Source organism: Cryobacterium sp. TMB1-7 (genome assembly GCF_004402435.1).
Taxonomy (GTDB): Bacteria; Actinomycetota; Actinomycetes; order Actinomycetales; family Microbacteriaceae; genus Cryobacterium; species Cryobacterium zongtaii.
The window spans coordinates 48,968-70,590 of sequence record NZ_SOFZ01000016.1; the positions used below are offsets into that span (position 1 = coordinate 48,968).

At 70.5% G+C, this 21,623-nt stretch carries 26 protein-coding genes; 13 read left to right on the forward strand and 13 right to left on the reverse strand.

Annotated elements, in window-relative coordinates; translation table 11 throughout:
* Positions 1–66: 66 nt before the first annotated feature.
* On the reverse strand, positions 67–1,086 hold the full coding sequence (locus E3O60_RS05595; protein ID WP_134480266.1) for an LLM class flavin-dependent oxidoreductase: 1,020 nt from the start codon (positions 1,084–1,086) through the stop codon (positions 67–69).
* Between the two features lie 189 nt (positions 1,087–1,275).
* Between E3O60_RS05595 and E3O60_RS05600 the strand changes: the two genes are divergently transcribed.
* A complete protein-coding gene (locus tag E3O60_RS05600; RefSeq protein WP_134407982.1) occupies positions 1,276–2,010 on the forward strand; it encodes an HAD family hydrolase in 735 nt (244 codons plus the stop codon).
* A gap of 178 nt (positions 2,011–2,188) precedes the next feature.
* Complete coding sequence (locus E3O60_RS05605; protein ID WP_134497369.1) at positions 2,189–2,698, forward strand: GNAT family N-acetyltransferase; 510 nt, start codon at positions 2,189–2,191, stop codon at positions 2,696–2,698.
* Here E3O60_RS05605 and E3O60_RS18695 read toward each other — a convergent pair.
* The 3 genes from E3O60_RS18695 to E3O60_RS05620 all read right to left on the reverse strand — a co-directional run bounded on the left by E3O60_RS18695 (position 2,695) and on the right by E3O60_RS05620 (position 6,341).
* On the reverse strand, positions 2,695–4,650 hold the full coding sequence (locus tag E3O60_RS18695; protein ID WP_194087776.1) for a DUF2207 domain-containing protein: 1,956 nt from the start codon (positions 4,648–4,650) through the stop codon (positions 2,695–2,697). The two genes, E3O60_RS05605 and E3O60_RS18695, sit on opposite strands and share 4 nt — an antisense overlap.
* Positions 4,651–5,129: 479 nt before the next feature.
* The gene (locus tag E3O60_RS05615; RefSeq protein ID WP_134497371.1) at positions 5,130–6,107 is read right to left on the reverse strand and encodes an aldo/keto reductase; all 978 of its coding nucleotides are present in this window, start codon (positions 6,105–6,107) and stop codon (positions 5,130–5,132) included.
* 30 nt (positions 6,108–6,137) lie between these two features.
* Entirely contained in the window at positions 6,138–6,341 is a 204-nt protein-coding gene (locus tag E3O60_RS05620; RefSeq protein ID WP_134407984.1) for a hypothetical protein, read from the reverse strand.
* A gap of 138 nt (positions 6,342–6,479) precedes the next feature.
* Here E3O60_RS05620 and E3O60_RS05625 point away from each other — a divergent pair, with 138 nt between their 5' ends.
* Together E3O60_RS05625 and E3O60_RS05630 are read left to right on the forward strand one after the other, a co-directional pair.
* Positions 6,480–6,884: a DUF1801 domain-containing protein gene (locus E3O60_RS05625; RefSeq protein ID WP_103461867.1), complete on the forward strand. Its 405-nt coding sequence runs from the start codon at positions 6,480–6,482 to the stop codon at positions 6,882–6,884.
* Between the two features lie 62 nt (positions 6,885–6,946).
* On the forward strand, positions 6,947–7,486 hold the full coding sequence (locus E3O60_RS05630) for a helix-turn-helix domain-containing protein (protein ID WP_088456840.1): 540 nt from the start codon (positions 6,947–6,949) through the stop codon (positions 7,484–7,486).
* 40 nt (positions 7,487–7,526) lie between these two features.
* Here the strand turns inward: E3O60_RS05630 and E3O60_RS05635 are convergent, their stop codons facing one another.
* Positions 7,527–8,477: a hypothetical protein gene (locus tag E3O60_RS05635; protein ID WP_166788955.1), complete on the reverse strand. Its 951-nt coding sequence runs from the start codon at positions 8,475–8,477 to the stop codon at positions 7,527–7,529.
* A 280-nt stretch (positions 8,478–8,757) separates the two neighbouring features.
* Here E3O60_RS05635 and E3O60_RS18435 point away from each other — a divergent pair, with 280 nt between their 5' ends.
* A complete protein-coding gene (locus E3O60_RS18435; RefSeq protein WP_103430060.1) occupies positions 8,758–9,186 on the forward strand; it encodes a nitroreductase/quinone reductase family protein in 429 nt (142 codons plus the stop codon).
* A 9-nt stretch (positions 9,187–9,195) separates the two neighbouring features.
* Here the strand turns inward: E3O60_RS18435 and E3O60_RS05645 are convergent, their stop codons facing one another.
* Both E3O60_RS05645 and E3O60_RS05650 read right to left on the reverse strand, forming a co-directional pair.
* Positions 9,196–10,872: an FAD-dependent monooxygenase gene (locus E3O60_RS05645; RefSeq protein ID WP_134497377.1), complete on the reverse strand. Its 1,677-nt coding sequence runs from the start codon at positions 10,870–10,872 to the stop codon at positions 9,196–9,198.
* Positions 10,869–11,468, reverse strand: a complete 600-nt coding sequence (locus E3O60_RS05650; protein ID WP_241993209.1) for a hypothetical protein — start codon at positions 11,466–11,468, stop codon at positions 10,869–10,871. Before E3O60_RS05650 ends, E3O60_RS05645 begins: the two co-directional genes overlap by 4 nt.
* 391 nt (positions 11,469–11,859) lie before the next feature.
* On the opposite strand from E3O60_RS05650, the gene E3O60_RS05655 reads away from it, so the two are divergent.
* On the forward strand, positions 11,860–12,414 hold the full coding sequence (locus tag E3O60_RS05655; RefSeq protein WP_088456844.1) for a GNAT family N-acetyltransferase: 555 nt from the start codon (positions 11,860–11,862) through the stop codon (positions 12,412–12,414).
* A 288-nt stretch (positions 12,415–12,702) separates the two neighbouring features.
* Entirely contained in the window at positions 12,703–13,995 is a 1,293-nt protein-coding gene (locus E3O60_RS05660; protein WP_134497379.1) for an MFS transporter, read from the forward strand.
* A gap of 62 nt (positions 13,996–14,057) precedes the next feature.
* Here the strand turns inward: E3O60_RS05660 and E3O60_RS05665 are convergent, their stop codons facing one another.
* Positions 14,058–14,315, reverse strand: coding sequence for a hypothetical protein (locus tag E3O60_RS05665; protein ID WP_103478699.1), 258 nt, complete (start codon positions 14,313–14,315; stop codon positions 14,058–14,060).
* Between the two features lie 146 nt (positions 14,316–14,461).
* On the opposite strand from E3O60_RS05665, the gene E3O60_RS05670 reads away from it, so the two are divergent.
* Positions 14,462–14,734 carry a glutaredoxin domain-containing protein gene (locus tag E3O60_RS05670; protein ID WP_088456847.1) on the forward strand — a complete coding sequence of 91 codons (273 nt, stop codon included), beginning with the start codon at positions 14,462–14,464 and terminating at the stop codon, positions 14,732–14,734.
* Positions 14,735–14,773: 39 nt separating this feature from the next.
* On the opposite strand, the gene E3O60_RS05675 is transcribed toward E3O60_RS05670, so the two are convergent.
* On the reverse strand, positions 14,774–15,256 hold the full coding sequence (locus E3O60_RS05675; RefSeq protein WP_134497381.1) for a hypothetical protein: 483 nt from the start codon (positions 15,254–15,256) through the stop codon (positions 14,774–14,776).
* Positions 15,257–15,881: 625 nt separating this feature from the next.
* Here E3O60_RS05675 and E3O60_RS05680 point away from each other — a divergent pair.
* Positions 15,882–16,133: a hypothetical protein gene (locus tag E3O60_RS05680; RefSeq protein ID WP_134497383.1), complete on the forward strand. Its 252-nt coding sequence runs from the start codon at positions 15,882–15,884 to the stop codon at positions 16,131–16,133.
* 54 nt (positions 16,134–16,187) lie between these two features.
* Here E3O60_RS05680 and E3O60_RS05685 read toward each other — a convergent pair whose 3' ends face one another.
* Positions 16,188–16,886, reverse strand: a complete 699-nt coding sequence (locus tag E3O60_RS05685) for a hemerythrin domain-containing protein (RefSeq protein WP_134407992.1) — start codon at positions 16,884–16,886, stop codon at positions 16,188–16,190.
* 273 nt (positions 16,887–17,159) lie between these two features.
* Between E3O60_RS05685 and E3O60_RS05690 the strand changes: the two genes are divergently transcribed.
* The gene (locus tag E3O60_RS05690) at positions 17,160–17,591 is read left to right on the forward strand and encodes a DUF1801 domain-containing protein (RefSeq protein WP_134407993.1); all 432 of its coding nucleotides are present in this window, start codon (positions 17,160–17,162) and stop codon (positions 17,589–17,591) included.
* A gap of 178 nt (positions 17,592–17,769) precedes the next feature.
* On the forward strand, positions 17,770–18,234 hold the full coding sequence (locus E3O60_RS05695; protein ID WP_198415083.1) for a cytidine deaminase: 465 nt from the start codon (positions 17,770–17,772) through the stop codon (positions 18,232–18,234).
* 442 nt (positions 18,235–18,676) lie between these two features.
* Here the strand turns inward: E3O60_RS05695 and E3O60_RS05700 are convergent, their stop codons facing one another.
* Positions 18,677–19,162, reverse strand: a complete 486-nt coding sequence (locus E3O60_RS05700; protein ID WP_134407994.1) for an NUDIX domain-containing protein — start codon at positions 19,160–19,162, stop codon at positions 18,677–18,679.
* An 11-nt stretch (positions 19,163–19,173) separates the two neighbouring features.
* Entirely contained in the window at positions 19,174–20,034 is an 861-nt protein-coding gene (locus tag E3O60_RS05705) for a PPK2 family polyphosphate kinase (RefSeq protein ID WP_241993210.1), read from the reverse strand.
* Positions 20,035–20,230: 196 nt separating this feature from the next.
* Between E3O60_RS05705 and E3O60_RS05710 the strand changes: the two genes are divergently transcribed.
* Together E3O60_RS05710 and E3O60_RS05715 are read left to right on the forward strand one after the other, a co-directional pair.
* Entirely contained in the window at positions 20,231–20,437 is a 207-nt protein-coding gene (locus tag E3O60_RS05710) for a hypothetical protein (protein WP_134407996.1), read from the forward strand.
* Between the two features lie 27 nt (positions 20,438–20,464).
* Positions 20,465–20,761: a hypothetical protein gene (locus E3O60_RS05715; RefSeq protein ID WP_088456855.1), complete on the forward strand. Its 297-nt coding sequence runs from the start codon at positions 20,465–20,467 to the stop codon at positions 20,759–20,761.
* Between the two features lie 41 nt (positions 20,762–20,802).
* On the opposite strand, the gene E3O60_RS05720 is transcribed toward E3O60_RS05715, so the two are convergent.
* A complete protein-coding gene (locus tag E3O60_RS05720; RefSeq protein WP_103461697.1) occupies positions 20,803–21,324 on the reverse strand; it encodes an HD domain-containing protein in 522 nt (173 codons plus the stop codon).
* Between the last annotated feature and the right edge of the window lie 299 nt (positions 21,325–21,623).

The window sequence follows — 21,623 nt, forward strand, 5'->3', positions numbered from 1 at the left end:
GCGAATGATCGCGCTCTCACGAATGTCGACACACGAGGCGGTGCGTGGACCGGAGCCGCGCTCCGGTCACCGCCAGCCCAGGCCGGGGGCCACGAAGCGCAGCACAGAATCGAGCAGCTGCGCGTTGTAGTCCACACCCAACTGGTTGGGCACGGTCAGCAACACGGTGTCGGCCGCCGCCACCGCCGCATCCTGCGCCAGCTGCTCGACGAGCAGGTCGGGTTCGCCGATGTAGCTCTTGCCGAACCGGGCGAGGCCACCATCGAGGTGGCCGACCTGGTCGCGGTTGTCGGCCTGCGCGCGCAAACCGAAGAAGCGGCGGTCCTGCTCGGTGACCAGCGGCATGATGCTGCGACTCACCGACACCCGTGGGGTACCGGGGTGCCCGGCGTCCGCCCAGGCCTGGCGGAAGATTCCGATCTGTTCGGCCTGCAGGTCGCCGAAGTCGGCGCCGGTGTCCTCGGTGAGCAGGGTGGAGCTCATCAGGTTCATACCCTGTTCGCCGGTCCACTTCGCGGTGGCGCGGCTGCCCGAGCCCCACCAGATGCGCTCGGACAGTCCGGGCGACTGCGGTTCGATGGCAAGCAGGTTGCTGTGCCCGGTGAACTGTGGGTTCGCGGCAGCGATGCCGGCCCCGCGGATGGCGCGGCGGAATTGTGCGGTGCGCTCGCGGGCGTCATCCGCGTCGCTGTGGCCGGGGCCGGGCACATGCCCGAACGCCTCGGCGCCGCGCAGGGCGGTCTCGGGTGAGCCGCGGCTGAGGCCGAGCTGCAGCCGTCCGTTGCTGATCAGGTCGGTGATCGCGGCCTCTTCGGCCATGTAGAGCGGGTTCTCGTAGCGCATGTCGATCACGCCGGTGCCCAGCTCGATCCGGCTGGTGCGGGCGGCCATCGCGGCCAGCAGCGGGAACGGCGAGGCGAGCTGCCGTGCGAAGTGGTGCACCCGCACCGACGCGCCGTCCACACCGAGCTCCTCGGCCGCCACCGCGAGCTCCACGGTCTGCAGGAGGGCATCGCGTGCGGTCCGCACGAGCGATCCCGGCACCGCCTGGTAGTGGCCGAAGGACAAGAACCCGATCTTCTTCATGGTTCGTGCAGCGTTCCCCGGCTGTGACGTATTCCCGATCTCATCCGCGGTTCTGTGCCGCGGGGACGCAGCTGTGCGGGGTAGGCGCCGGTGTGCGGGTGGCGCGCCACCCGCATACCGGCGCGTGACCCGCAGAACGGCGCCGGGTCGTTAGCCGGACGATGCCCCGCATCCTGCCAAGCTGAGGACATGCGGCATCTGTTCCTCGACTTCTTCGGCACCCTGGTCAACTACGCGGACTCCCGCGCGGGCCAGGGCTACGCCGACACGCACGCGAGCATGCGGGCCTTCGGCGCACGCGGCACCGAGCAGGAGACCGCCGATGCCTGGCTGGCTGCCTTCCACCAGCTCAACACCGAGTCCGACGTCGACCACCGCGAGTTCACCATGGAAGAGCTGTCGCGGCGCGCGTTCGTGCGGCTGCTCGGCCGGGAACCCGACGCAACCGAGATCGCCGCCGGAGCGGCGAGCAACATGGCGGACTGGGAGCGGGGGGTGGTGCTGATCCCCGGCATGGCCCAGACGCTCCGGGAACTGGGCCAGAGCTTCACGCTGACCATCGTCTCGAACACGCACAGCGCATCCGTCGTACCCCGCCAGCTGGCGGCCATGGGGGCCACCGACCTCATCGCCAACATTGTGACGTCGCTCGAGGTGGGTTTTCGGAAGCCCCATTCGGCGATCTACCAGGCGGCCCTCGACACGGCGGAGGCCGATCCGGCCCGGGTGATCTTCGTCGGCGACACCTGGGATGCCGACTTCGACGGCCCGCGGGCGCACGGCATGGAGGCCGTGCTCGTGGCGCCCGCCCCGCGCGACGGGGTGCCGGAGACCCGTCGGGTCACCTCGGTGCTCGACCTGCCCGACCTGCTCTCGTTCCGCTACCCGAGCACCCGCCCCATCAGCACCCGCGGGGTGGCCTAACTCCGGCGGTTCCCGGCGCCGCGTCCACCCGCGCAGCGGGGCCGCTCGGCGTAATCGGCGAGCAGGGTGTCGTAAAAAGGTGGGCCCGCCACGTCATCCAGGCCGTGAACCACAGGACCGCGGTGTGCGCAAGGCCCCCGGGCGGCGACCTGCGCGCGTGACTGGGTAAGCTCGGCGAATGATTACCGAGGGGTTCAGCATCCGCGCCACACGGGTGGACGACTGGCGTGAGGTGCGCTCGCTGCGCCTGGAGATGCTGCAGGACACCCCGATCGCGTTCGGCGAGACCCTGCAGGACGCCCTCGGCCACACCGACAGTGAGTGGCGGATGCGCGCCGCCCGCGGCACCGCCGAACGCGGCACGGTTATGGTCGCGATCGACCCCGCCGGTCGCTGGGTGGGCACCATGGGCGGGTACGTGCCCGACGCGATCACCGGCGCGTTGCTCGTGGGCGTGTACGTGTCGCCGGACCACCGCGGCCGCGACTCCGGGGTCTTCGATGCCCTGCTCGTCGCGATCCAGGAGTGGGCCCGTGGCGAGGGCGACCGGCTGACCCTGCACGTGCACGAGGACAATGCCCGCGCCCGCGCCGCCTACCTGCGCCGGGGATTCACCGAGACCGGGCACCGGGTGAAGTACGTCCTGGACTCCAGCGCCATGGAGATCGAGATGGTCAAGCCGCTCTAGCGGCCACCGCCGCCACCGCCACCGCCACCACCGCCGGAGAAGCCGCCGCCACCGGATCCGCCGGAGAAGCTGCCGCCACCGCTGCTCGACCACGAGGACGTGGGCGTCTGGGTGGCGTTCATCGAGTTGACCATGCCGCCGAGGGCCGTGGCCAGGTGGATGCCACTGAACGCGTTCTGCGAGAGGAACCAGTCCGGCGCGGTCGTGGCCTGCTCGTAGTACACCTCGAGCTCAGCGGCCCACTCCTTCTCCACACCCCAGAGCACCGCGAACGGCAGGAGCTTTTCGTAGAGTTTCACCAGTTCCACGGTGTCGAGGGTGGATGCGGCGGGTTCCATCCCGGGCACGGTACGGGGCACGGTCACTCGCAGGGCGCCATCCGGGCTCTGCAGCATGCGGAACCTGTCCGCCTCGGCCAGGGCGAGATACAACTTCATGCCGGCGAGGTAGTCGCGCCGTTCCAGGCCGGCCGCGGTGAGCAGCAGCGGCCGACTCCCCGCGACGATGCCCACGATCACGGCGGACGCGGCGAGGAGCAACAACGGAGACCACCAGATCGCGGGCGGGTCGCCGATCACGAGAACTGCCACGACCAGGGCGACCAGCGCGCCGAGACCGACGAGCAGACGGATCCTTGCCGGGGTCAGGGCCGGTCGAGCGCGCCAGCCGCGGGCGGTGTTGCGAACCGTCGCATCTGCTGTGGCGGCCTTGAGCCCGCGGGCGAGCGGGTCGTTGGTGACCCCGAGTTCGCACACCGCACCAGCCGGCAGGCCGGGGAAGAAGGTGGCGAGCACGGCGAGCTCCTGATCGTCGACGCCGTCGGTGCGGAGAAGCTGCAGCGTGTAGTCGCCGCCGTCGGCGCTGACCGGGTAGTCCAGGATGCGCACGCTACCGCGCACCGCAAAGCTCACGATTTGCGCGGCCATGGCCGACTTCGGCCGACCGATGAGGTCGGCGGCCTCGAGGAGGTTGTAGCCGTCCGGAACGCTGTACTGGGCGATGATGGTGTCGCCCTTCGGATCGCGAGGGCGCGCGAAGCTCCGGGCGAGAACGAACACCCCGCCGAGCATGGCCATGCCCAGCAGCCCGAACGGGAACCCGCCGAAGCCGGACGAGTTGTCGGCGTCGGACCGCGCCTCGGCGGGCACCTGCACGAAGGTGCCGAGCGTGAAACCGATGGCAATGGTGAGATTCTCGCCCGGGCCCAGATCGGCGGCCTCGGCGGTGAACATCTGGCCGGCCGGGGCGGCGGCATCCGGGTCAGCTTCCTGCACGATCTGGCAATCGCCGCTCTCCCCCTGAGCCCCGGTGTAGCAGGCGTTGTTGCCGGTCAGGAAGGGGGCGATCACCGGATCGACGTGCACCCGGGCGGCGACGGTACCGAACTGCTGGTCGAAACCGGTGCCATTGGTGTCCCAGTAGAACTCGTCGTCGTTGGTGTCAGCGAACGCGCGCACCACGTTCTGCTGGGTGTAGCTGATGACGTAGGTCTGGGTGCCGCGCACGAACTCGTCGGTTCCGAGCGCAAGCTCGGTGAAACCACCGTTGATCTCGGTCTCGAAGTACACCGGCTCGCCCTGAGCATCGGTGACGGACTCTACCGTCGTGTTCAGCGGCACACCGTCATAGTCGTTGGGGATGGCGCGGATGATGCCGCGGTTCTGGTCGAAGTCGGGGAACTCGGCCACGAAGGTCTCGACAGTGCGCAGGGTGGAGAGCCCGGCATCGTCGCGGCCCAGGTAGTACTCCCCCGCGTACAGCGCGAAGGTGAAATCCGAGGTGTCGGCGGGCACAGCCGCGCGCACGCTCCCGACCACGTTCGAATGCGCAGCCGGAGCTGCCGATGCCGCCGTTACCGGGCTCAGCGCAGTGGCGTTCGCCGCCAGCGGGGCGCCGAGCGCCAGCACAGCAGCAACGACAACAGCGGACAGGACCTTCAGAAGACGCGTCACGCCCCCGAGCCTAGTGACCACCTCACATTGAGATCGAAGGCATGCCGCTCCACGACTGTCCCCTCGGGCAGGTCCCCGGCCACGGCTAACAGCCAATCGACGAAGTCAGCCACCGGAAAGCCGCTGCAGTCCGGGCACCATCCCATGAGCTCGAGTCCCGCCATCGACGCGGCCAGGTACTCCTGCCGAGTGAGCCCGGGGATGTCCCGCACCAAGGCTGTGGTCGTGTGCCTGGTAGAGCTCAGGCCGGAGAACGAGCGTCCGCACCCGCACGCTCCGGACGGGTTGCGCTCGCTCGCCGAACACACCCCATGCAGCCAAACAAGCTCGCCCTCGATGCAATACGCAAAATCCGTTGCCCGCGCGCCCTGGGTTGCCGATGTCGCCACGAGTACCCTCATGATCTGCTCCGTTTACTCGGCACGAGGGTGAGTGAGTAGGTGCCGTCAGGCTAGACGGAGCCACCGACATCCGCGGGCCTAGAAGCCCTCGGGCGTGTGCGGCCGGTAGGGGGCGGCCAACCGGGCCAGCTCGTCGGCGCTGAGGGTGAGGTCCACGGACGCGACGGCATCCAGGAGGTGGTGTGCCTGGGTGACGCCCACGATGGGCGAGGACACGGCCGGCTGCTGGCGCACCCAGGCCAGCGCCACCTGGGCGCGGGGCACCCCGCGCTCTGCGGCCACCTGGGCCACGGCGCCCGCGATCTCGCGGTCGCCCTCCTCCTGCTGTTTGTACAGGGTCTGGCCGAAGGTGTCGGTTTCGGAGCGGTCGGTGGTCTCATGCCAATCGCGGGTGAGCTTGCCGCGGGCCAGCGGGCTCCACGGCAACACGCCAACGCCCTGATCGAGACAGAACGGCAGCATCTCGCGTTCCTCCTCGCGGTTGAGCAGGTTGTACTGGTCCTGCATCGACACGAAGCGGGTGAAACCATGGAGATCGGCGGTGTACTGAGCCTTCGCGAACTGCCACGCGTACATCGACGAAGCGCCGATGTACCGGGCCTTTCCGGCCCTGACCACGTCATGCAGCGCCTCCATGGTCTCTTCGATCGGCGTCAGCGGGTCCCAGCGATGGATCTGATAGAGGTCGACGTGATCGGTGCCCAGCCTGGTGAGACTGTGGTCGATCTCGGCCAGGATGGCGCGGCGCGAGAGTCCGGCACCGTTGGGGCCCGGCCGCATCCGCCCGTGCACCTTCGTGGCGAGCACGTACCGGTCCCGCGAGCTGAAGTCCCGCAGCGCCCGGCCGAGGATCTCCTCGCTGCTGCCGTCGGAGTACACGTTGGCGGTGTCGAAGGTGGTGATGCCGGCTTCCAGCGCCTGCCAGATCAGCGGGCGACTGGTCTCCTCCGGCAGCGTCCAGGAATGATTGCCGCGCATCGGATTGCCGAAGCTCATACAGCCCAGCGTGATCGCCGACACCTCGAGTCCGGTGCTGCCCAGTCGCACGTATTTCATGGCGTTCCCTTCGTTGCGAAGCCGAGCCGCTTAGAGGCCGGCGCCCCTGCCGGTGTTCCGAATCTTCGGGCTCTGGGCCGCTTCGGTCTCGCTGCGGGAGTCGTGCTCGGCGCGCTCCTGGGCGGAGAGCGGAGCTGAGCGAGGGCGGCGGGAGATCACGTAGAGGAACACGGAGACGGCGATCGCCACCACCAGGATGAGGATCCCCAGGATCAGGCTGAACGTTTCGGACACTAGGTCCTCCAAGCGTTGCGGATGGGTCACTCGGGCCGGTTGGGCCTTCACAAAGGTCTACCGTCTGGGCGCGCCGGCGTCAATTGTGCCGGCGCGGATGACCCCACGGTGCCGGCACTCCCGCGGTACGCTCCGTTCATGGTCGATCGTTATCGCTCAGTGGAGGAGTACCTCGCCGCGCAGCCCGCAGAACGACTGCCCGTGATCCAGGCGCTGCGGCAGCTCGTTCTGGAGGCCAACCCGGCCGCAGAGGAACACATCAAGTGGAATTCCCCCAGTTTTGTACTCGCCGGGGTCGACCAAGCCACGATCAGCGCTCAGGGCAAAAACGGGGTGCGGCTGGTGCTGCACCGGGGCGCGACCACCGCCGAGAACCCGGATGCCGCATCTGCTTTCATCGGTGACCCGAACGGCCTGCTCACCTGGCACTCTGATATCCGGGCGAGCCTGCTCGTCACCGATCTCGCCGATCTGGAGCACAAACGTGCAGCGGCCGTCGAAGTCGTGCGCGCTTGGCTCGCCGAGGGCACCGACTCCCCGTGACCGGAGGTCCCGGTGCCGTTACGGGCTGGGTTGGATAATCCAACCAAAGGTAGACTACGCACATGACAACGGGACCCTCCGATGCTCGTGCGCACCCCGTCTCGTCGAAACGCTCCGGCGACGACCTGCGTTGCTCCATCGCGCGCACTATGCAGGTGCTCGGCGACCGGTGGACGATCCTGATCGTGCGGGAGGGTTTCCGCGGACACACCCGGTTCAGCGACTTCCGACGGGTGCTCGGCATCCCCACCGACATCCTCACCTCCCGGCTGTGCTCGCTCGTGGCCGCCGGGGTGTTCGAACGCCGCGGCTATCGCGAGCCGGGCGCCCGTGAACGTTTCGATTACCACCTCACCGCCGCCGGCGATGCGCTGCTCCCGGTGCTCGGCGCGCTTGCCCAGTGGGGTGACGACTACCGGCCGTCCGGTCACGGCCCCAGCCGGCTCTACCAGTACGCCGACACCAGCGAACCCACCTCGGTCGCGTTCGTCACCGCCGCCGGCGTCGTGGTGCCGTTGGCCGACATCGCCATCGTGCCGGGGCCGGGCGAGAACGACCCTGACATCGGACCCACCCGCCCCCTCGCCGCCGCGCACCCCTGATCGCCGGGCTCGGCTGGGCCGCCGGCGGCCGGCGCTGCGGTCAGTTCGGCGGAAGGTTGACCGTGTCACCCTCGGAGGTGAGGTCGGCGCCCTCCCGCAGCTCCAGGACCTCGATCGTGGGATCGGCGACCAGCGCGTCCACGAGGGCCCGGGTGCCGGCGATCACCGTGGAGTCGAAGTCGATCTCGCTCACCAGCACCCAGGCGTGGTCGTCCGGCCAGATCAGGTTCGGCGACTGCGGCCACGTCGAATGGGTCCATGGCGCATCCGTCAGCCAGGCCGGGTCGACGAACCGGCGGATGCCCGCGTCGAACAAGACATAGTCCCGCCCGGGCAGTCGCAGCCGAGCACCGGACGACACCTCGGCGGGCAGCAGGCCGGGGCCCCTCGAATCGTCGGGCTCGACCATCGCGGCGAGCGCCGCCTGCCGGAGCCTCGCCTCGCCGGCCTCAGTCTCACGATCGGCCGCACGATCGGATGCGCGGTCGGCCGCCTCTTCGTCGCGCACCATGATCACGGAGACCCCGGTACCGCTGACGAGTCCACCCCAGCCCTCCCACACGGCCGCGATTCCGGCATCCGGGGTGCCGGTGTGGGCGGCCAGGTGCAGGGCCACGGCGGCGAGTACGGCCACGTCGAGTGTGCCCACGGCGGATTCGGAGTACCGCCAGCCGTCGGCATCCACCAGTTCGTTGTACTCGTTGGGCACCCCGCGGTTCAGCCGGCCGAACTGCGCCAGCGGATGCATGGTGGCACCCCCGACCTCGGCCACCCGCGCCCACGGCACGCTCCGGTAGTCGATGCCGGACGCAAACCCCCGGTTGGGGCCCGACCAGGTGCCGGTGCCGGTGGGCCGGTCAATCGTGACGGGGTGGAACACCCGCGCGTACGCTTCGAAACCACGCGGCACCGCAGAGTGCATGTTTCGCCACCGCACGTCCAGCCGCTCGCGCAGCCACTCGCCGCGCCCCACGTCGCCCACCCAGTCCATACCTCACCGTAGGACCTGCCCGGCCAGAACACACTCCCCCGATCAGCCGCGGGATGCACAACTCCTGCTATTTCTTCCGGCCGGCCGGTGGTGCCCCGGATGTCAGCGGACGCCCCGCCGCCGTCCCATGGCTCTGCAGGAGTTATACCCCCGATCGGGTGGTTTCGCTGGGGGTGTGGGCGTAACTCCCGGGCACCTTCCCCGGTCCCGGCCGCGGCAGTACCGTGTCGGGCATGAGGCGGATGTGCCCCTCGCCGATGACACTGAATGGAGGCCTACCTTGAGCAGCACGCCCACCCGCCGCCGCGGTTACCTGCCGCCCAGCCGCTTCATGCGGCACGTCGTCAACCCGGTCGCCCGGGCCTGCGGCACCCCCACCCTCATCGTGCGTGGTCGCATCAGCGGCCGGGAGATCAGCACCCCGGTGGCACCGTTCCGGTTCGAGGGCGACCGATATGTCATCGCCGGCCGCGGCGAGACCCAGTGGGTGCGCAACCTCCGGGTCGCCGGTCGCTGCGAGCTGCGCATCCGGTGGCGCCGACACCCGTACCGGGCCACCGAGCTGCGGGGCCTCGAACACGACCAGGTCGCCGCCGACTACCTCGAGAAACTGGGCCGTCGGGCCAGGCCGTTCCTGGCCGAGCTGCCGGATCTGGTCGACCATCCGATCTTCAGGCTGGAACTCTGCGAGGCACCGGTGCGCAGCTAGACCCGCCGCTCACCGCACGGGCAGCCCCACCAGGCGCAGCCACGCGGCGAGGTGCGGTTCGTCGAGCACCGGAGCCCGCAGCCCGACGTAGCCGTCCGGTCGCACGACGAGGATGCCGGTGCCGGGCCTGTCGTCGAGCCGGTAACTGTGCACCAGCGGGCTCAGCATCCGGTCGGGCACCGGTCGCGCGTTCGCCTGCAACAGGATGTGCACCCCCGGCCGCGCGAGCAACGCGTGCAGGCGCACCCGACGGCCCTCGCAGCGCACCAGGGTGTCGGGCACCCGCGAGCCCGGCCGCAGCACCCGCCGGGCCAGCCCGCCGCGCACCGGGGTGAGTGACGCGCGCACGTCCATCGACAGCGGGCTGTGCGGGTACCGCAGCCGGAACTGCGAGAGGGTGCGGAGGCCCACCGCGGTCAGCCGGCGTTGCCGGGCGAGCCAGGGCAGCACCGGCCCGGCCACAGGCACCAGCACCGCCCGGCCGAGCTGGGCCAGCGGATGCAGACTCGCCTCGGCCCAATACATGGTGTGCGTCAGCCGCAGCACGGCCCGGTCGGCGGGGCGACGCTCCAGCGCGTACGAGTCCAGCAGCGCCGACCCGGGCCGGGCGGCCAGGGAGCCGCCCGGCCGCGTGTCACCCGGGGTGTCCGCCGTCTCGGGCAGCCGCCGGACGGCCGCGGCTGCGAACGCCAGCTTCCAGCCGAGGTTCACGGCGTCGTGGATGCCGGCGTTCATGCCCTGCGCGCCCGCCGGCGAATGCACGTGGGCGGCATCGCCGGCCACGAACAGCGGACCCCGGCTGAACCGGCTGGCGATCCGGTGTTGCAACCGCACCTGGGCCGACCAGGCCACCTCGATGATCTGCGCCGGCAACCCGGCCTCGTCGACCAGCCGCTGCAGTTGCTCCTGCGGTACGGGCGGACCCGGCTGGCCGAACGGCTGCCGGTCGTCGCCGGCCCGTCGGGTGGCGAGCATCCGCCAGGTGGCCCGTTCACCGATGTTGAACAGGAATACCAGCCCCTGCCGCCCGACGACCACATGCGCGACCCCGGTCTCGAGCATCACCGGCGCCACCGCCCGCGATCCGGCGCCGGCGGGGCCCAGCTCCACGTCCGCGAGCACCACCTCCTGGTCGTAGTCGCCGCCGAGGAATCCGCCGACCGACCGGCGCACCAGGCTCGCCGGCCCGTCACAGCCGGCCAGGTAGCGGCACAGCACGTCCTCGTCCGGCTCGTCGTCCGCGGTGCGCAGCACGGCCCGGGCGCCGCCCTGACGCAGCCGCGCCAGCCGCACCACCTCCGCACCGCGCTGCACCAGCACGCCGCGTTCGGCGAGCGCGGCGGCCAGCACGGCCTCCACGTCGGACTGCCGCACCAGCAGCGGGTGCGGGAACGCGGTGCCGGGCAGATCAAGCTTCTCGATCGACACCGACACCACCCGCGAGGGCAGGTGCAGCCGCACCGACGGCGCGGAGTCGCCGAGCGCGAGCAGGGCATCCGTCACCCCCAGCGGACGTAAGAGTTCGAGGGTGCGCGGATGCATCACCATCGCCCGCGACGGCCGGAACGCCTCCGGCCGGCGTTCGACGACACGCACCCGGGCGCCGTGGTCGACGGCCTGCAGCGCAAGGGTGAGGCCGGTCGTGCCGGCACCCACAATCAGAAGATCGGTGTCGAAATCGGTCATGCGGGTTCGCGCACCCGGCGCTTGGCCGACATCGGCTCGGCCGGACGCCACCAGTCCCCCACAACGCCGACGGCCTCGGCCGAAAACCGGTACGGATCGCGCAGGAACTCGTCCCGGTGCACCCCGGGCAGCACCGCGTAGTGGATCGATCCGGGTTCGCTGCCCAGCGCGAGCACCCGCCACAGGGTGCGGGCGTAGGTTTCGGCGAGCTCCGGGCCGTCCCACTCGTAGATGCCCCGGTACAACCCGTTGATGTCGTGGGTCAGCCACAGCTTCGACACGTAGCCGGGAAAGCCGACGAACAGCGGGGTGTTCATGATGCTCTGCACCCGAAACCAGCGGTGCGCCCGGCCGCGCAGCAGCCGCAGGCGGAACCCCACCACCAACACCGTGGGGGTGTGGGCCGCCGCGCGGTCCACCACTGTTTCGCGGTAGACCACCGCGCGGCTGCCGTCGGCGAACGACAGTCGCTTGCCGGCGTTGCCCCGCGGCAAGTGGATGCGCCGCTGCACGAGCAGCAGACCGGTGCGCGCCACGCAGGCGGCCAGGCCCCGCACCGCCGGGCCCAGCGGAAGAGGCGGTTTCTCGCTCATCATGGTCGCTCCTCCCGATACCAGCGGCGGCCACCGTCGCCGGCGGCCGGTCCCCCGACGGTGCCAGCATAGGCAGCCGGTCCGTTTCGGGGAAGGCCCGGCCGGGGCACCTGGATGGGTACCGGTTGTGGCGCGGGAATCGCCGGGTAAGCAGATGCGCCTGCACAGTTGCGCCTCTTCGTGGGTCCGGGTGGCCGGAGGCGTCCACGGGGCCGACGTCGGTGCACGATTGAGCGAACTCCGGAAAAGTCCTCGAGAAACCCGGGCGCTGAGCGGTAGCCTCAGGTGCGCGCGCTCGGAGCGGCCACGGCCGCCGTCGATACCGCGTTCGCCGCCCGAACCACCAGGTGGCCCGTCCACCATCAGTCCCACCCGGAACGGCCCCGAAGGACCCATGATCTCTACCTCCTCGCTCGACGACCCGTGGCCATCCACCGTGGCGCCCACCGTGCACCTCGTGCAGTTGAGCCAGGTCACCATCGATGCCCTCGCCGAGGAGGACCTCGACCTGGCCAACGAGCAGGCAGCGGTGGAACTGAGTCCCTTCTTCGTGCAGGCGGCCAGCGCCAACACCTGGCGGTACCGCAGCCGGCAGCTCGCCGCCTCGCCGGGCGACGCCAGCTGGATCACCCGAGTCATCTTCGACCCCGCCCGGCGGCTCGCCGTCGGTCAGTCCGGCTACCACGGCCCGCCGGACGACACCGGCATGGTCGAGGTGGGCTACGCCGTGGATGCCGCATACCGGCGGCAGGGCTATGCCCGCGCCGCACTCACCGCGCTGCTGGAACGCGCCCGCATCGAGCCGGCCGTCACGGTGGTCCGGGCCACCATCAGTCCCGACAACCTGCCGTCTCGGGCTCTTATCGCCCAGTTCGGCTTCGTCGAGGTGGGCGAGCAATGGGACGACGAGGACGGCCTCGAAACCATCTTCGAGCTACCCCTCGGCTGAGTCGGGCCACCCAGGCACCGCCGCGAGGCACTCTCGCGGCACACCTTTGTTCTTGCGGCACACTTTGATTCTCGCGGCACACCTTTGTTGTCGCGGCACGTGCTCTAACCTGTGCCGCCGTGAACAACACCTGCCACGAAGCACAACACCTGCCGCCGCACCGGATGCCCGCCGCGGCCACCCGGGTGCGGCGCCACCGGCATCCGTGCCAAGCTTGAAACCCGTGCCTCGCGCTCACCAACGGGACCCGCACGACCACTCACCACCACCAGAAAGTCCGCTGACGCAATGACGCCTCCCGCCCGCTCCGCAGAACGCACCGCTGCCCGCCCCGACGTGGCCGTGCGCCGCGCTCGCTTCGCCGTTGCCATGCTGTTCTTCACGAACGGCGCCCTGTTCGCCAACCTGATCCCCCGGTATCCCGCGATCAAGTCCGAGCTCGGGCTCAGCAACGCCGAATTCGGTTTCGCGGTCGCGGCGTTCCCGCTCGGCGCCCTCATCGCCGGGCTCGCCGCAGGCATGCTGATCCGCCGGTTCCGGTCGTCGCGGGTCGCCGTGGTCTCGACGATGCTCACCGCGGTGGGCCTGATCCTGGCCGGAATCGCCCCCAGCTGGGCTGCCCTGGCCGCCGGTATCTTCCTGGCCGGAGCGATGGACTCCATCACCGACGTGGCCCAGAACTCGCACGGCCTGCGCGTTCAGCGGCTCTACAAACGCTCCATCCTCAACTCCTTCCACGCCGTGTGGAGCATCGGCGCGGTCACCGGTGGCCTCCTCGGCGCCGCCGCCGCCCAGCTCGACATTCCGCGCGGCCAGCACCTCATCGTGTCCGCCGTCACCTTCAGCCTGTTCGCGCTGTACAGCTACAGGTTCCTCCTCGCCGGCCCCGAGCCCCTCGAACCCGAAGCAACCGCCCCGGAACCGCACGCCGACGCACCCACCCGCTCGGCCGGCCGCTGGGGCAAGTGGCTGGTGCTCGGCGCGCTCGTGGTGATCGCCGCCTCCGGCGCCGTCGTCGAGGACGCCGGCGCGTCCTGGTCGGCCATCTATCTCTCCGACGCTCTCGGCGCATCCGCCCTGGTGGCCGGGCTCGGCTTCATCGCTTTGCAGGGCATGCAGTTCATCGGCCGGCTGCTCGGCGACGGCCTCGTCGACAGGTTCGGCCAGCGGGCTGTGGCCCGCACCGGCGGCGCGATCGTGTTCCTGGGTATGGGCACGGCCCTTGCCTTTCCGTCGATCCCGGGCACCGTCGTGGGCTTCGGCCTGGCCGGCTTCGGCGTCGCCACGCTGATCCCGGCCGCGATGCACGCCGCAGACGAGCTGCCCGGCTTCCGCGCCGGCACCGGACTCACCATCGTCGCCTGGCTGCTGCGCCTGGGTTTCCTGTTCTCGCCGCCCATCATCGGCGCCATCGCCGACCTCTCCCAGTTGCGCTACGGGCTGCTCCTCGTGCCGCTGGCGGGCCTGCTCGTGGTGTTCTTCGCACCGGTGCTGGCCACCCGGGTACGCACTCGGTCCGCGGATGCCGCCGCAGCGGATGAACCGGACCTCACCGCAGCGCCCGCACCGACGGCGCCCTGAGCACACTCTGAACGGTCGCCGGGTCGCCGGGGCCGGTCGGCCCAGCTGGGCGTGCGGGTGGGCTAGACGCGCGGTGTCTCGTCGTCGGCCGGCATCTGGTCGCGCATCGGCTCAGCGGGCCGCAGCACCAAACCGAGGAACACCGCCAGGCCCAGCACCCCGGCGAGCAGTCCGCCGCCGCCCAGGTAGATCTCGGCCGGCGTGGCGAAACCGCTCGGCGCATCCGGTTGGAGGCCCACGTAGATCAGGTACCCGGTGAACCCGACACAAAATCCGGCACTGACGACCAGACCGATCACGGCGGCGCTCGGGCGCTTCATGGGGTACTCCTTCGGGTGGATCCTAAGCTGAGTCAACCACAGTTTCGCTCTGATCAGCGTATTATTTCGCACGGGGACTCGTGCGGGGTCTCCGCGACCCCCGGCACCCGGCATCCACTCAGCCGACACCCGCCTAAACTCGACGGATGACCGCACCTACCGCATCCGCCGCCGCCACCATCACCATGTTCGGCGCCGAGTGGTGCCGCGACTGCCGTCGCTCGAAGAAGCTGCTCGACGGCCTCGGTGTGGTCTACGACTACGTCGACCTTGAGGCCGTGGCCGACGGCGCCGACCGGGCCAAGGCCATCAGCGGCCGCACCCAGATCCCCGTGATCGTGTTCTCCGACGACACCCACATGGTCGAGCCCAGCGACGCCGACGTGCGCGCCAAGCTCTCCGAGCTCGGCACCGTCTAGCCTCCGGGCCGGAGGGCGTTCGGGCAGCACGCGGGGGTCTCACCGTCGAGGCACCCCGAGCATTCCCGCCAGCGTCTTCAGCGCCGCGGCCACCTCCCCGCTTCCCCGCCTGCCCCTGGCACCCGGCGGCGCGCCCTCCGTGGCGGTGCGCGCCACGTGCTCGGCCACCCGGAACAGCCAGGCCCGGAAGGCCGAGTCCATCGTCGGCGCCTGCGCCTCGACCAAGGCCAACGCCCGGGCCAGCTCGCCCAGCACCCGGGCCTGGTCATCGGCGGCGCCGTCGATCACGCCGAGGTCGCGGGCGAGTACCTCGGCCACCAGGTCTGCGTCGATTTCCTTGACGATGGGCAGCGCGTCCGGGTGATGCGCCTCGCGCGTCACGGCCTTCTCCGCGGCAAGCATCTCCGTTACGACCACCATCGGCGCTCTGGGCGACGCCCCCACCATGTACAGTCCCACGAGAAACGGTGCGGCCCCCACGGCCTGCCATTCCTCGGCGGTGAAGGCCTCCCTGACGGCCATCTCAGTTCCTCCTCGAGCGCCGACCCCCGCGAGAGGTGCCCGAGCGGCACCAACCGCGCCCGGCCCGAGGCGCCTCTGTTTCGTCCCACCGTCCCGCTACGCCCACGCCGCGCCGCGCCCGCGCTTCGGCCCGGCTAGCGCTGTGCCAGGCCTCCCGGTCCACGCTACGCCTGCGCCGCCGGCGCCCGCTACGCCTGTCGGGCAGGATGCGGTCGACCGAGGTGTGCGGGCAGGATGCCGTCGGCCGAGGTGCGCGGGCGGCGCGCCGCTATGCGGGTGGCGCGCCACCCGCATAACGGCGCCTGACCCGCGTAACGCATCTCCCCGCCGCACACCCGCACCCGCCCCGCGTCACCACCCGGCCCATCCGCCCCCACGCGCCGGCGCACCCCCTCACCTGCCCGGCGCATCAGCCCCGTTGCACCCCACCCCTGCCGGGGGTACCGTAAACGCAACATCGCACCCGGCCCCGACCGTGGCCGGCTGACCTCCGTTGCCGCATGGAGCGGTAGCCGACAGCGCAACCTGAAAGCCAACCCGCCGCGCATCCCCGGCCCCGGGTCACTCGTAACGACGTCCGCACCACTCCACGCACCGGTAGTCTTCCCCCCGGGGGTACGTACAGATGGACACGACACAGCACAACACCGCAGAGCGGAACGCGCCGGAGGCCGACGGGCTGACGATCTTCGACGACGTGCACGAGGTGCGTGACGAGCCCGTCGCTTTTGTGGGATTGCAGCTGATGGCCGTGGTCCTCAGCTACTCCTTCGCGCTGGGCGTCCTGGTGATCATCCTGGTCCCGGTCGTGCTGGCCCTCACGCTGTTCTGGCCGTACCTGCCTGGAATGCTGTTCCCGGAGCTGGCGGGCCGGTAGCCACCCCTGACTCCGGACCCCGGGCCCACCCGGTCGACATCCGGGCGCATCCGCCTATTTGACCAGCGCCGCCCGGTACCGCTCGTACCGTGACCTGCCCACGAGCCGCCAGAGCAGCCGCACCGGAGCGGGCAGGTGCTCGTGTTGCCAGTCGTCGCCGCCGTCCGGTTGCGCGGCGAGGATCGTGCCGAGCTGAACGAACATCTTGCCCTTGGGGGTGGCCTTCCGACCGTGTTCGGAGAGCGCGTCGATCTCCCTCGGCGTGATGACGGTCTCCATCACGGGCACGATGTGGGTCTCCTCGTCGGGCAGGTGCACGGCGAGCGCCGCATTGATGCCGGCCAGGGCTGTGGCAACGGATGCCGCATCCGTTGCCCGGCCGCTCGCCCGCCAGGCCGGCAGGGCCGCATCGAGTTCGTTGAGGTGCACGAGCATCAGCGCGTGCTGCTCCTTCATGCGCGTCACGTGGGCCGCGCAGGAGGGGGCCCGGCTCTCGAGCCGGCCCCACAGCATGGTGTCTTCGCCTTCGTGGTGTGCGTGCAGCCCGGTGGAGAGCATCGCGAGGTAGTCGCCGACGAGGTCGGCCTGCTCGGCGTCGCTGTCGGGCACCGCACCGACCAGCGCCGGGGCCTCACCGAACCCGGCCCGGAACATCCGATGGATCTCGACCATGCCGCGGCCGTCGCAAATCTTGACGGCACCGGCGCCGTCGTCAGGGTTGTCGCCGCTGGAGGGCAAGGCGGTGGCTGGCATGGGGCCTCCTTCGTGAGATGTGCACGCTGGAACCGTATCCGCGTGGCTGTGCCCCTTCAAGGGGGTTGCCACGGTCGGACTCGCCAAGTGGATGTGGGAGCGCCGCGCGGGTTTGCGGGAGCTACGTGGGGTTAGCGCATCCGCCGGATGCCCGGCCCCGCATCCGCCGATCGGTGCCACACTCGCGACAGCCGCCGTGGTGCACGCTGACGCGGCGACAGCACCGCCCCTACGATCGAGACAGCGCCCCACCCCACACCGAAGGAGATCACCATGGAGCTAACCGGTCGAGACGTCGACGAGTTCCTCGCGACCCTGGACGGCCCCTTTGTCGACTCGATGCGGGCCCTCGACGCCATCATCTCCGAGGTCTTCGCCGGGGTCACCCGCGAGCTGTGGGAGGGCGTCTTCTGGGGCGGCACCGAGCAGCAGATCATCGGCTACGGCCACACCGTGATCGCCCGGCCGGGCAAGCCCACCGTGGAGTGGTTCGTGGTGGGACTGGCCAGGCAGAAGAACCACCTCAGCGTGTACGTGAATGCGGCCGACGAGGACGGTTCCCTCGTGCAGCAGTACAAGGGCCGGCTCGGCAAGGTCAAGGTCAGCTCCGCCGCGATCACGTTCGCGTCGATCGACGCCCTCGAGCTGGACGAGTTCCGGGCCCTGCTCCAGGATGCCGCGCGGCTCACGCCCGACGCCACCTGAGCCAGCGCGCAGCCACATTGCCTCGGCCCGGGCGTGGCCGCCGAGGTATGCGGGCAAGGCGCCGTTATGCGGGTGGCGCGCCACCCGCATAACGGCGCCTGACCCGCCTAACGCCCCGAAGGCCACGCCGGCCGCTCCTCCGCCGGCGGCCGGACCCGTCCCTCCGTAGGATGAGCCCATGCCTGCAACCCCCGAACTCGAAACCCCGTCAGCGGATGACCGCGAACTCATCGAGCTCGCTCGTGCGACCATCGACGCCAACACGGATGCAGGCCCCGACGAGGACGGCGCCCACACCATGGGCGCGGCCGTCCGGGCCGCCGACGGCCGCATGTTCGCCGGCGTGAACCTGTTCCACTTCACCGGCGGTCCGTGCGCCGAGCTCGTCGCCCTGGGCACCGCCCGCGCCGGTGGTGCGCGGGAAATCACGACGATAGTTGCCGTGGGCAATCACGGTCGCGGCGTGGTCGGCCCGTGCGGGCGGGACCGCCAGGTGCTCTTCGACTACCACCCCGGCATCCGGGTGTTGCTGCCCACCGCCGAGGGGGTGCGGGTGGCCCGGATCGAGACCCTGATGCCGTTCGCCGCGGCGTGGAGCCTGGCGGATGGCGTGCAGCCGTTCGACGACGACCGCTTCCGCTGACGCCGGGCAGTCCCCGCTGCCCAATGTTCGGCAACTGTTGCCGATCCGGACAATTGCGCCCGGTGTGCCGGGCACAATTGTCCGCACGGGCAACAGTTGGTCCGGTTGCGGGCGACCGGCACCCGATCCGCCCCCGCCGGTGCCCCCGAGGGTGGCCGCGTGGGTGGCCGCGGATGGCTCGATCGGCGGGAGAGAATTGCGGTATGACCGCGCGGAGGTCGCCGTCCGGCGGCCCCGGCTGGTGGCCCGCTGAACCCCTGCGGTCCCTGATGCTCCGCGCCCGACCGACCGGAATTCGCGTTATGCGGGGTAGGCGCCGTTGTGCGGGGGGCACGCCACCCGCATAACGGCGCATTGCCCGCGCAGCACCCCGGAGCAGGCATCCGGCACCCGAACCACCCCTCCCGCGGCCGAGCCGACACCAGGCCCAGGGGCCGAACCGCTACCGAGCCAGCCGCCCCCGACTCCTCAGCAGCTCCACCAGGGCATCGAGAACCGGCACCTGCCCGCGCACCAGCTGCACCCGGGCCTGCTCCAGACCCACCCATCGGGCATCGTCCACCTCGGGGAACGACCGCAACCGGCCGGACCCCTTCGGCCACTCCAGCTCAAACGTGTTGCTCACCACGATGTCGACCGCGAGGTCGGCCTCCGCCGCGAACACCGTCACCACCTTGCCCGACGGCTGCCGAAACTCACCCAGCTCGACATACTCCACCGCTGGTGCCGGCACCCCGATCTCCTCCTCGAACTCCCGCCGCGCAGCCGCGAACGGGTCTTCCCCGAGCCCGTACTCGCCCTTGGGGATCGACCAGGCCGCGGCATCCTTGCGCGCCCAGAACGGGCCGCCCATGTGCGCGATCCACACCTCGGGCTCCGCCGCATCCGTCAACCGATAGAGCAGGATGCCCGCGCTCAACACCACCATGGACCCACCCCTCAGGATGCGGCCAGCCTGGCCCGCTCGGCAGCCACGTCGAAGTCGGCGGGCGGCCAGGTGAGCACCATGTCGTTCAACGCCTTGAGCAGCAGCTCTCGAACCGCGAGGCGGGCGAACCATTTGCGGTCGGCGGGCACGACGTACCAGGGCGCGAACACCGTGGAGGTGCGCTCGAGCGCGGTCTGATACGCCGCTTGGTAGCCGGGCCAGAGCATGCGCTCGTCGATGTCACCCGGGTTGAATTTCCAGTATTTGTCGGGCCGGTCGAGCCGCTCGAGCAGGCGCTTCTTCTGCTCGCCGGCGCTGATGTGCAGCATCACCTTGATCACGGTGGTGTCATCGTCGACGAGCTCCTGCTCAAAGGCGTTGATCAGGTCGTAGCGTTCCTCGATCTCCTCTGGCGACGCGAGCTGCCTGACCCGGCCGATCAACACGTCTTCGTAGTGCGACCGGTCGAAGACTCCGATCATGCCGGCGGTGGGCAGCTCTCGGCGGATGCGCCACAGAAAGTCGTGCCGCAGCTCAACCGGGGTGGGTGCCTTGAACGCCACGTGGCTGACGCCCTGGGGGTCGACAGCGCCCACCACGTGGCGCACGATACCGCCCTTACCGGAGGTGTCCATCCCCTGCAGGATGAGCAGGATCTTGCGCGAGTCGCCCTCCCGGCTGTTGGCGAAGAGCATCTCCTGCTGGTGCGAGAGTGCCTCAGCGGCGGCGACCCCGGCGGTCTGGGCATCCGTTTTGCTGCCGCTGAAGCCGGGCGTTGAGCCGGGATCGACGGTGCCGAGGACGAACCCGCGGGTGACCTTGAGCAGGTTGCTGGATGCGTCCGTCCAGGCGGAAGCGGATGTCGAGGCCACAGTGGCTCCCTTCGTCGGATGTTGCCATTCTGCTCCGACGGCTGCCGAAAACGGTGGATTCCGTGACGAATTGCCGGTTTCACGCCACTCATAGGTAGGGCGAGTCATCCGCTCGGCACCGTGGCCGGTCAGCTCGGCCGTACCCGGCCCGGGCTCGGACGCCTCGCCTCAGTCCCCAACCAGAAAGCAGGCCACCATGACCGCACTTCGTCTTCTCCTCGCCGCCGCCGTGGCCTTCGCGTTCTACCTCATCGGCGCCAAGGCCGGCCGAGGCCGGTACAAGCAGATCCGCCGCAACGCCAAGAAGGCGTGGAACGACCCGACCGTGAGGAAGGCCCGCGTCGGCACGAAGAAGCTCGCCCGCCGCAACACGAAGAAGATCACCAAGGCCGTTCACCGCTAAGCCAGCACCCCCTTCGAAAGGAATCTCATGACTGACAACACCGCACAGCAGGCCCACGACCTCGTCGAGGACACCGTCGCGAAGGCCGGCGAGCTCGCCGACCAGGCCCGCCACGCCGTCGACGACACCGTCGCCACCGCCACCGCGGCCCTGCGCGACATCGACACCACCGCAGCCATCGCCTCGGCACGGGAGTTCGCGACCGACACGTTCGGGAAGCTCACCGACGCCTACAAGCGCAACCCCACCCTGGTCCTCACGCTCGGCTCCGTCGCCGTCGCCGCGGTGACCGGCCTCGGCGCCCTGCTCGCCAAGCGCCGGTAGTCGCGGAGCCGACCCGCGCGGGCGCTACCTGAGCGCAGCCGTCATCCCCTGTCGAGCACCGCCGCGAGCGTGGTGCCGAGCAGTCGGGCCGATTCCGTGTACTTGGCCGTGAGCCGCCGGCTCATCTCGGGCGGCAGCGCGGCCTGACGGACCGGGTTCGCGTTGTGGGCGAGGTCGGCGTGCTTCACGACCAGCGCCAGCGGGTCGGCGGCCACCCGGGCCATCGACTCGGCGAGCGGTTCGCCGGCCCGCTTGGTCAGCGCATCCACCGCCCGCACGACGGGCTCGTCAAAGCCCTGCGCGCGCAGGTCGTCGAGCGTGATGGGGGTGTCCTCCACCACGTCGTGCAGCACCGCCACGGTCTTCTCGGGCACGGTGTTGACCAGGCTCATCACGCCCAGTGGATGCTCGATGTAGGCCACCCCGAGCTTGTCGACCTGCCCGGCGTGCGCCGCCTGTGCCAGCGCGATGGCGGCCGCCAGGCTGCCGGCCGCCGGGCTGCCCTGCCCGGCGGTGTCGTCCTGCTCGGGACCGGCGCCGGACGGCGCGGTGGTGTCTGTCATGGCAACTCCTCGAGGGCGATCAAAACTGAGTCACCTCGACGGTAGCGCACCCCGTGCCGGCCCGCGGTGCCGTCGGCGGTGCTCCTCGACGTACCGTACGCACCCCGTCGAGGCGCCGTCGGCGTGCCGTCGCTGTGCTCGTGGAAGTATGCGGGTCAGGCGCCGTTATGCGGGTGGCGCGCCACCCGCATAACGGCGCCCGCCCCGCACAGCGCGCCGCCTTCGCGGCCACGCGTCACCCGTGCACCAAGGCCCTACGCCCGACGACCTACGCACGGCCGCCACCCAGCGCGGCTACC

Coding starts and splice junctions, on each gene's coding strand:
- E3O60_RS05595 (WP_134480266.1), bottom strand. CDS start 1,086: ATGAAGAAGATCGGGTTCTTGTCCTTCGGCCACTACCAGGCGGTGCCG.
- E3O60_RS05600 (WP_134407982.1), top strand. CDS start 1,276: ATGCGGCATCTGTTCCTCGACTTCTTCGGCACCCTGGTCAACTACGCG.
- E3O60_RS05605 (WP_134497369.1), top strand. CDS start 2,189: ATGATTACCGAGGGGTTCAGCATCCGCGCCACACGGGTGGACGACTGG.
- E3O60_RS05615 (WP_134497371.1), bottom strand. CDS start 6,107: ATGAAATACGTGCGACTGGGCAGCACCGGACTCGAGGTGTCGGCGATC.
- E3O60_RS05625 (WP_103461867.1), top strand. CDS start 6,480: ATGGTCGATCGTTATCGCTCAGTGGAGGAGTACCTCGCCGCGCAGCCC.
- E3O60_RS05630 (WP_088456840.1), top strand. CDS start 6,947: ATGACAACGGGACCCTCCGATGCTCGTGCGCACCCCGTCTCGTCGAAA.
- E3O60_RS05635 (WP_166788955.1), bottom strand. CDS start 8,477: ATGGACTGGGTGGGCGACGTGGGGCGCGGCGAGTGGCTGCGCGAGCGG.
- E3O60_RS05645 (WP_134497377.1), bottom strand. CDS start 10,872: ATGACCGATTTCGACACCGATCTTCTGATTGTGGGTGCCGGCACGACC.
- E3O60_RS05650 (WP_241993209.1), bottom strand. CDS start 11,468: ATGATGAGCGAGAAACCGCCTCTTCCGCTGGGCCCGGCGGTGCGGGGC.
- E3O60_RS05655 (WP_088456844.1), top strand. CDS start 11,860: ATGATCTCTACCTCCTCGCTCGACGACCCGTGGCCATCCACCGTGGCG.
- E3O60_RS05660 (WP_134497379.1), top strand. CDS start 12,703: ATGACGCCTCCCGCCCGCTCCGCAGAACGCACCGCTGCCCGCCCCGAC.
- E3O60_RS05665 (WP_103478699.1), bottom strand. CDS start 14,315: ATGAAGCGCCCGAGCGCCGCCGTGATCGGTCTGGTCGTCAGTGCCGGA.
- E3O60_RS05670 (WP_088456847.1), top strand. CDS start 14,462: ATGACCGCACCTACCGCATCCGCCGCCGCCACCATCACCATGTTCGGC.
- E3O60_RS05675 (WP_134497381.1), bottom strand. CDS start 15,256: ATGGCCGTCAGGGAGGCCTTCACCGCCGAGGAATGGCAGGCCGTGGGG.
- E3O60_RS05680 (WP_134497383.1), top strand. CDS start 15,882: ATGGACACGACACAGCACAACACCGCAGAGCGGAACGCGCCGGAGGCC.
- E3O60_RS05685 (WP_134407992.1), bottom strand. CDS start 16,886: ATGCCAGCCACCGCCTTGCCCTCCAGCGGCGACAACCCTGACGACGGC.
- E3O60_RS05690 (WP_134407993.1), top strand. CDS start 17,160: ATGGAGCTAACCGGTCGAGACGTCGACGAGTTCCTCGCGACCCTGGAC.
- E3O60_RS05695 (WP_198415083.1), top strand. CDS start 17,770: ATGCCTGCAACCCCCGAACTCGAAACCCCGTCAGCGGATGACCGCGAA.
- E3O60_RS05700 (WP_134407994.1), bottom strand. CDS start 19,162: ATGGTGGTGTTGAGCGCGGGCATCCTGCTCTATCGGTTGACGGATGCG.
- E3O60_RS05710 (WP_134407996.1), top strand. CDS start 20,231: ATGACCGCACTTCGTCTTCTCCTCGCCGCCGCCGTGGCCTTCGCGTTC.
- E3O60_RS05715 (WP_088456855.1), top strand. CDS start 20,465: ATGACTGACAACACCGCACAGCAGGCCCACGACCTCGTCGAGGACACC.
- E3O60_RS05720 (WP_103461697.1), bottom strand. CDS start 21,324: ATGACAGACACCACCGCGCCGTCCGGCGCCGGTCCCGAGCAGGACGAC.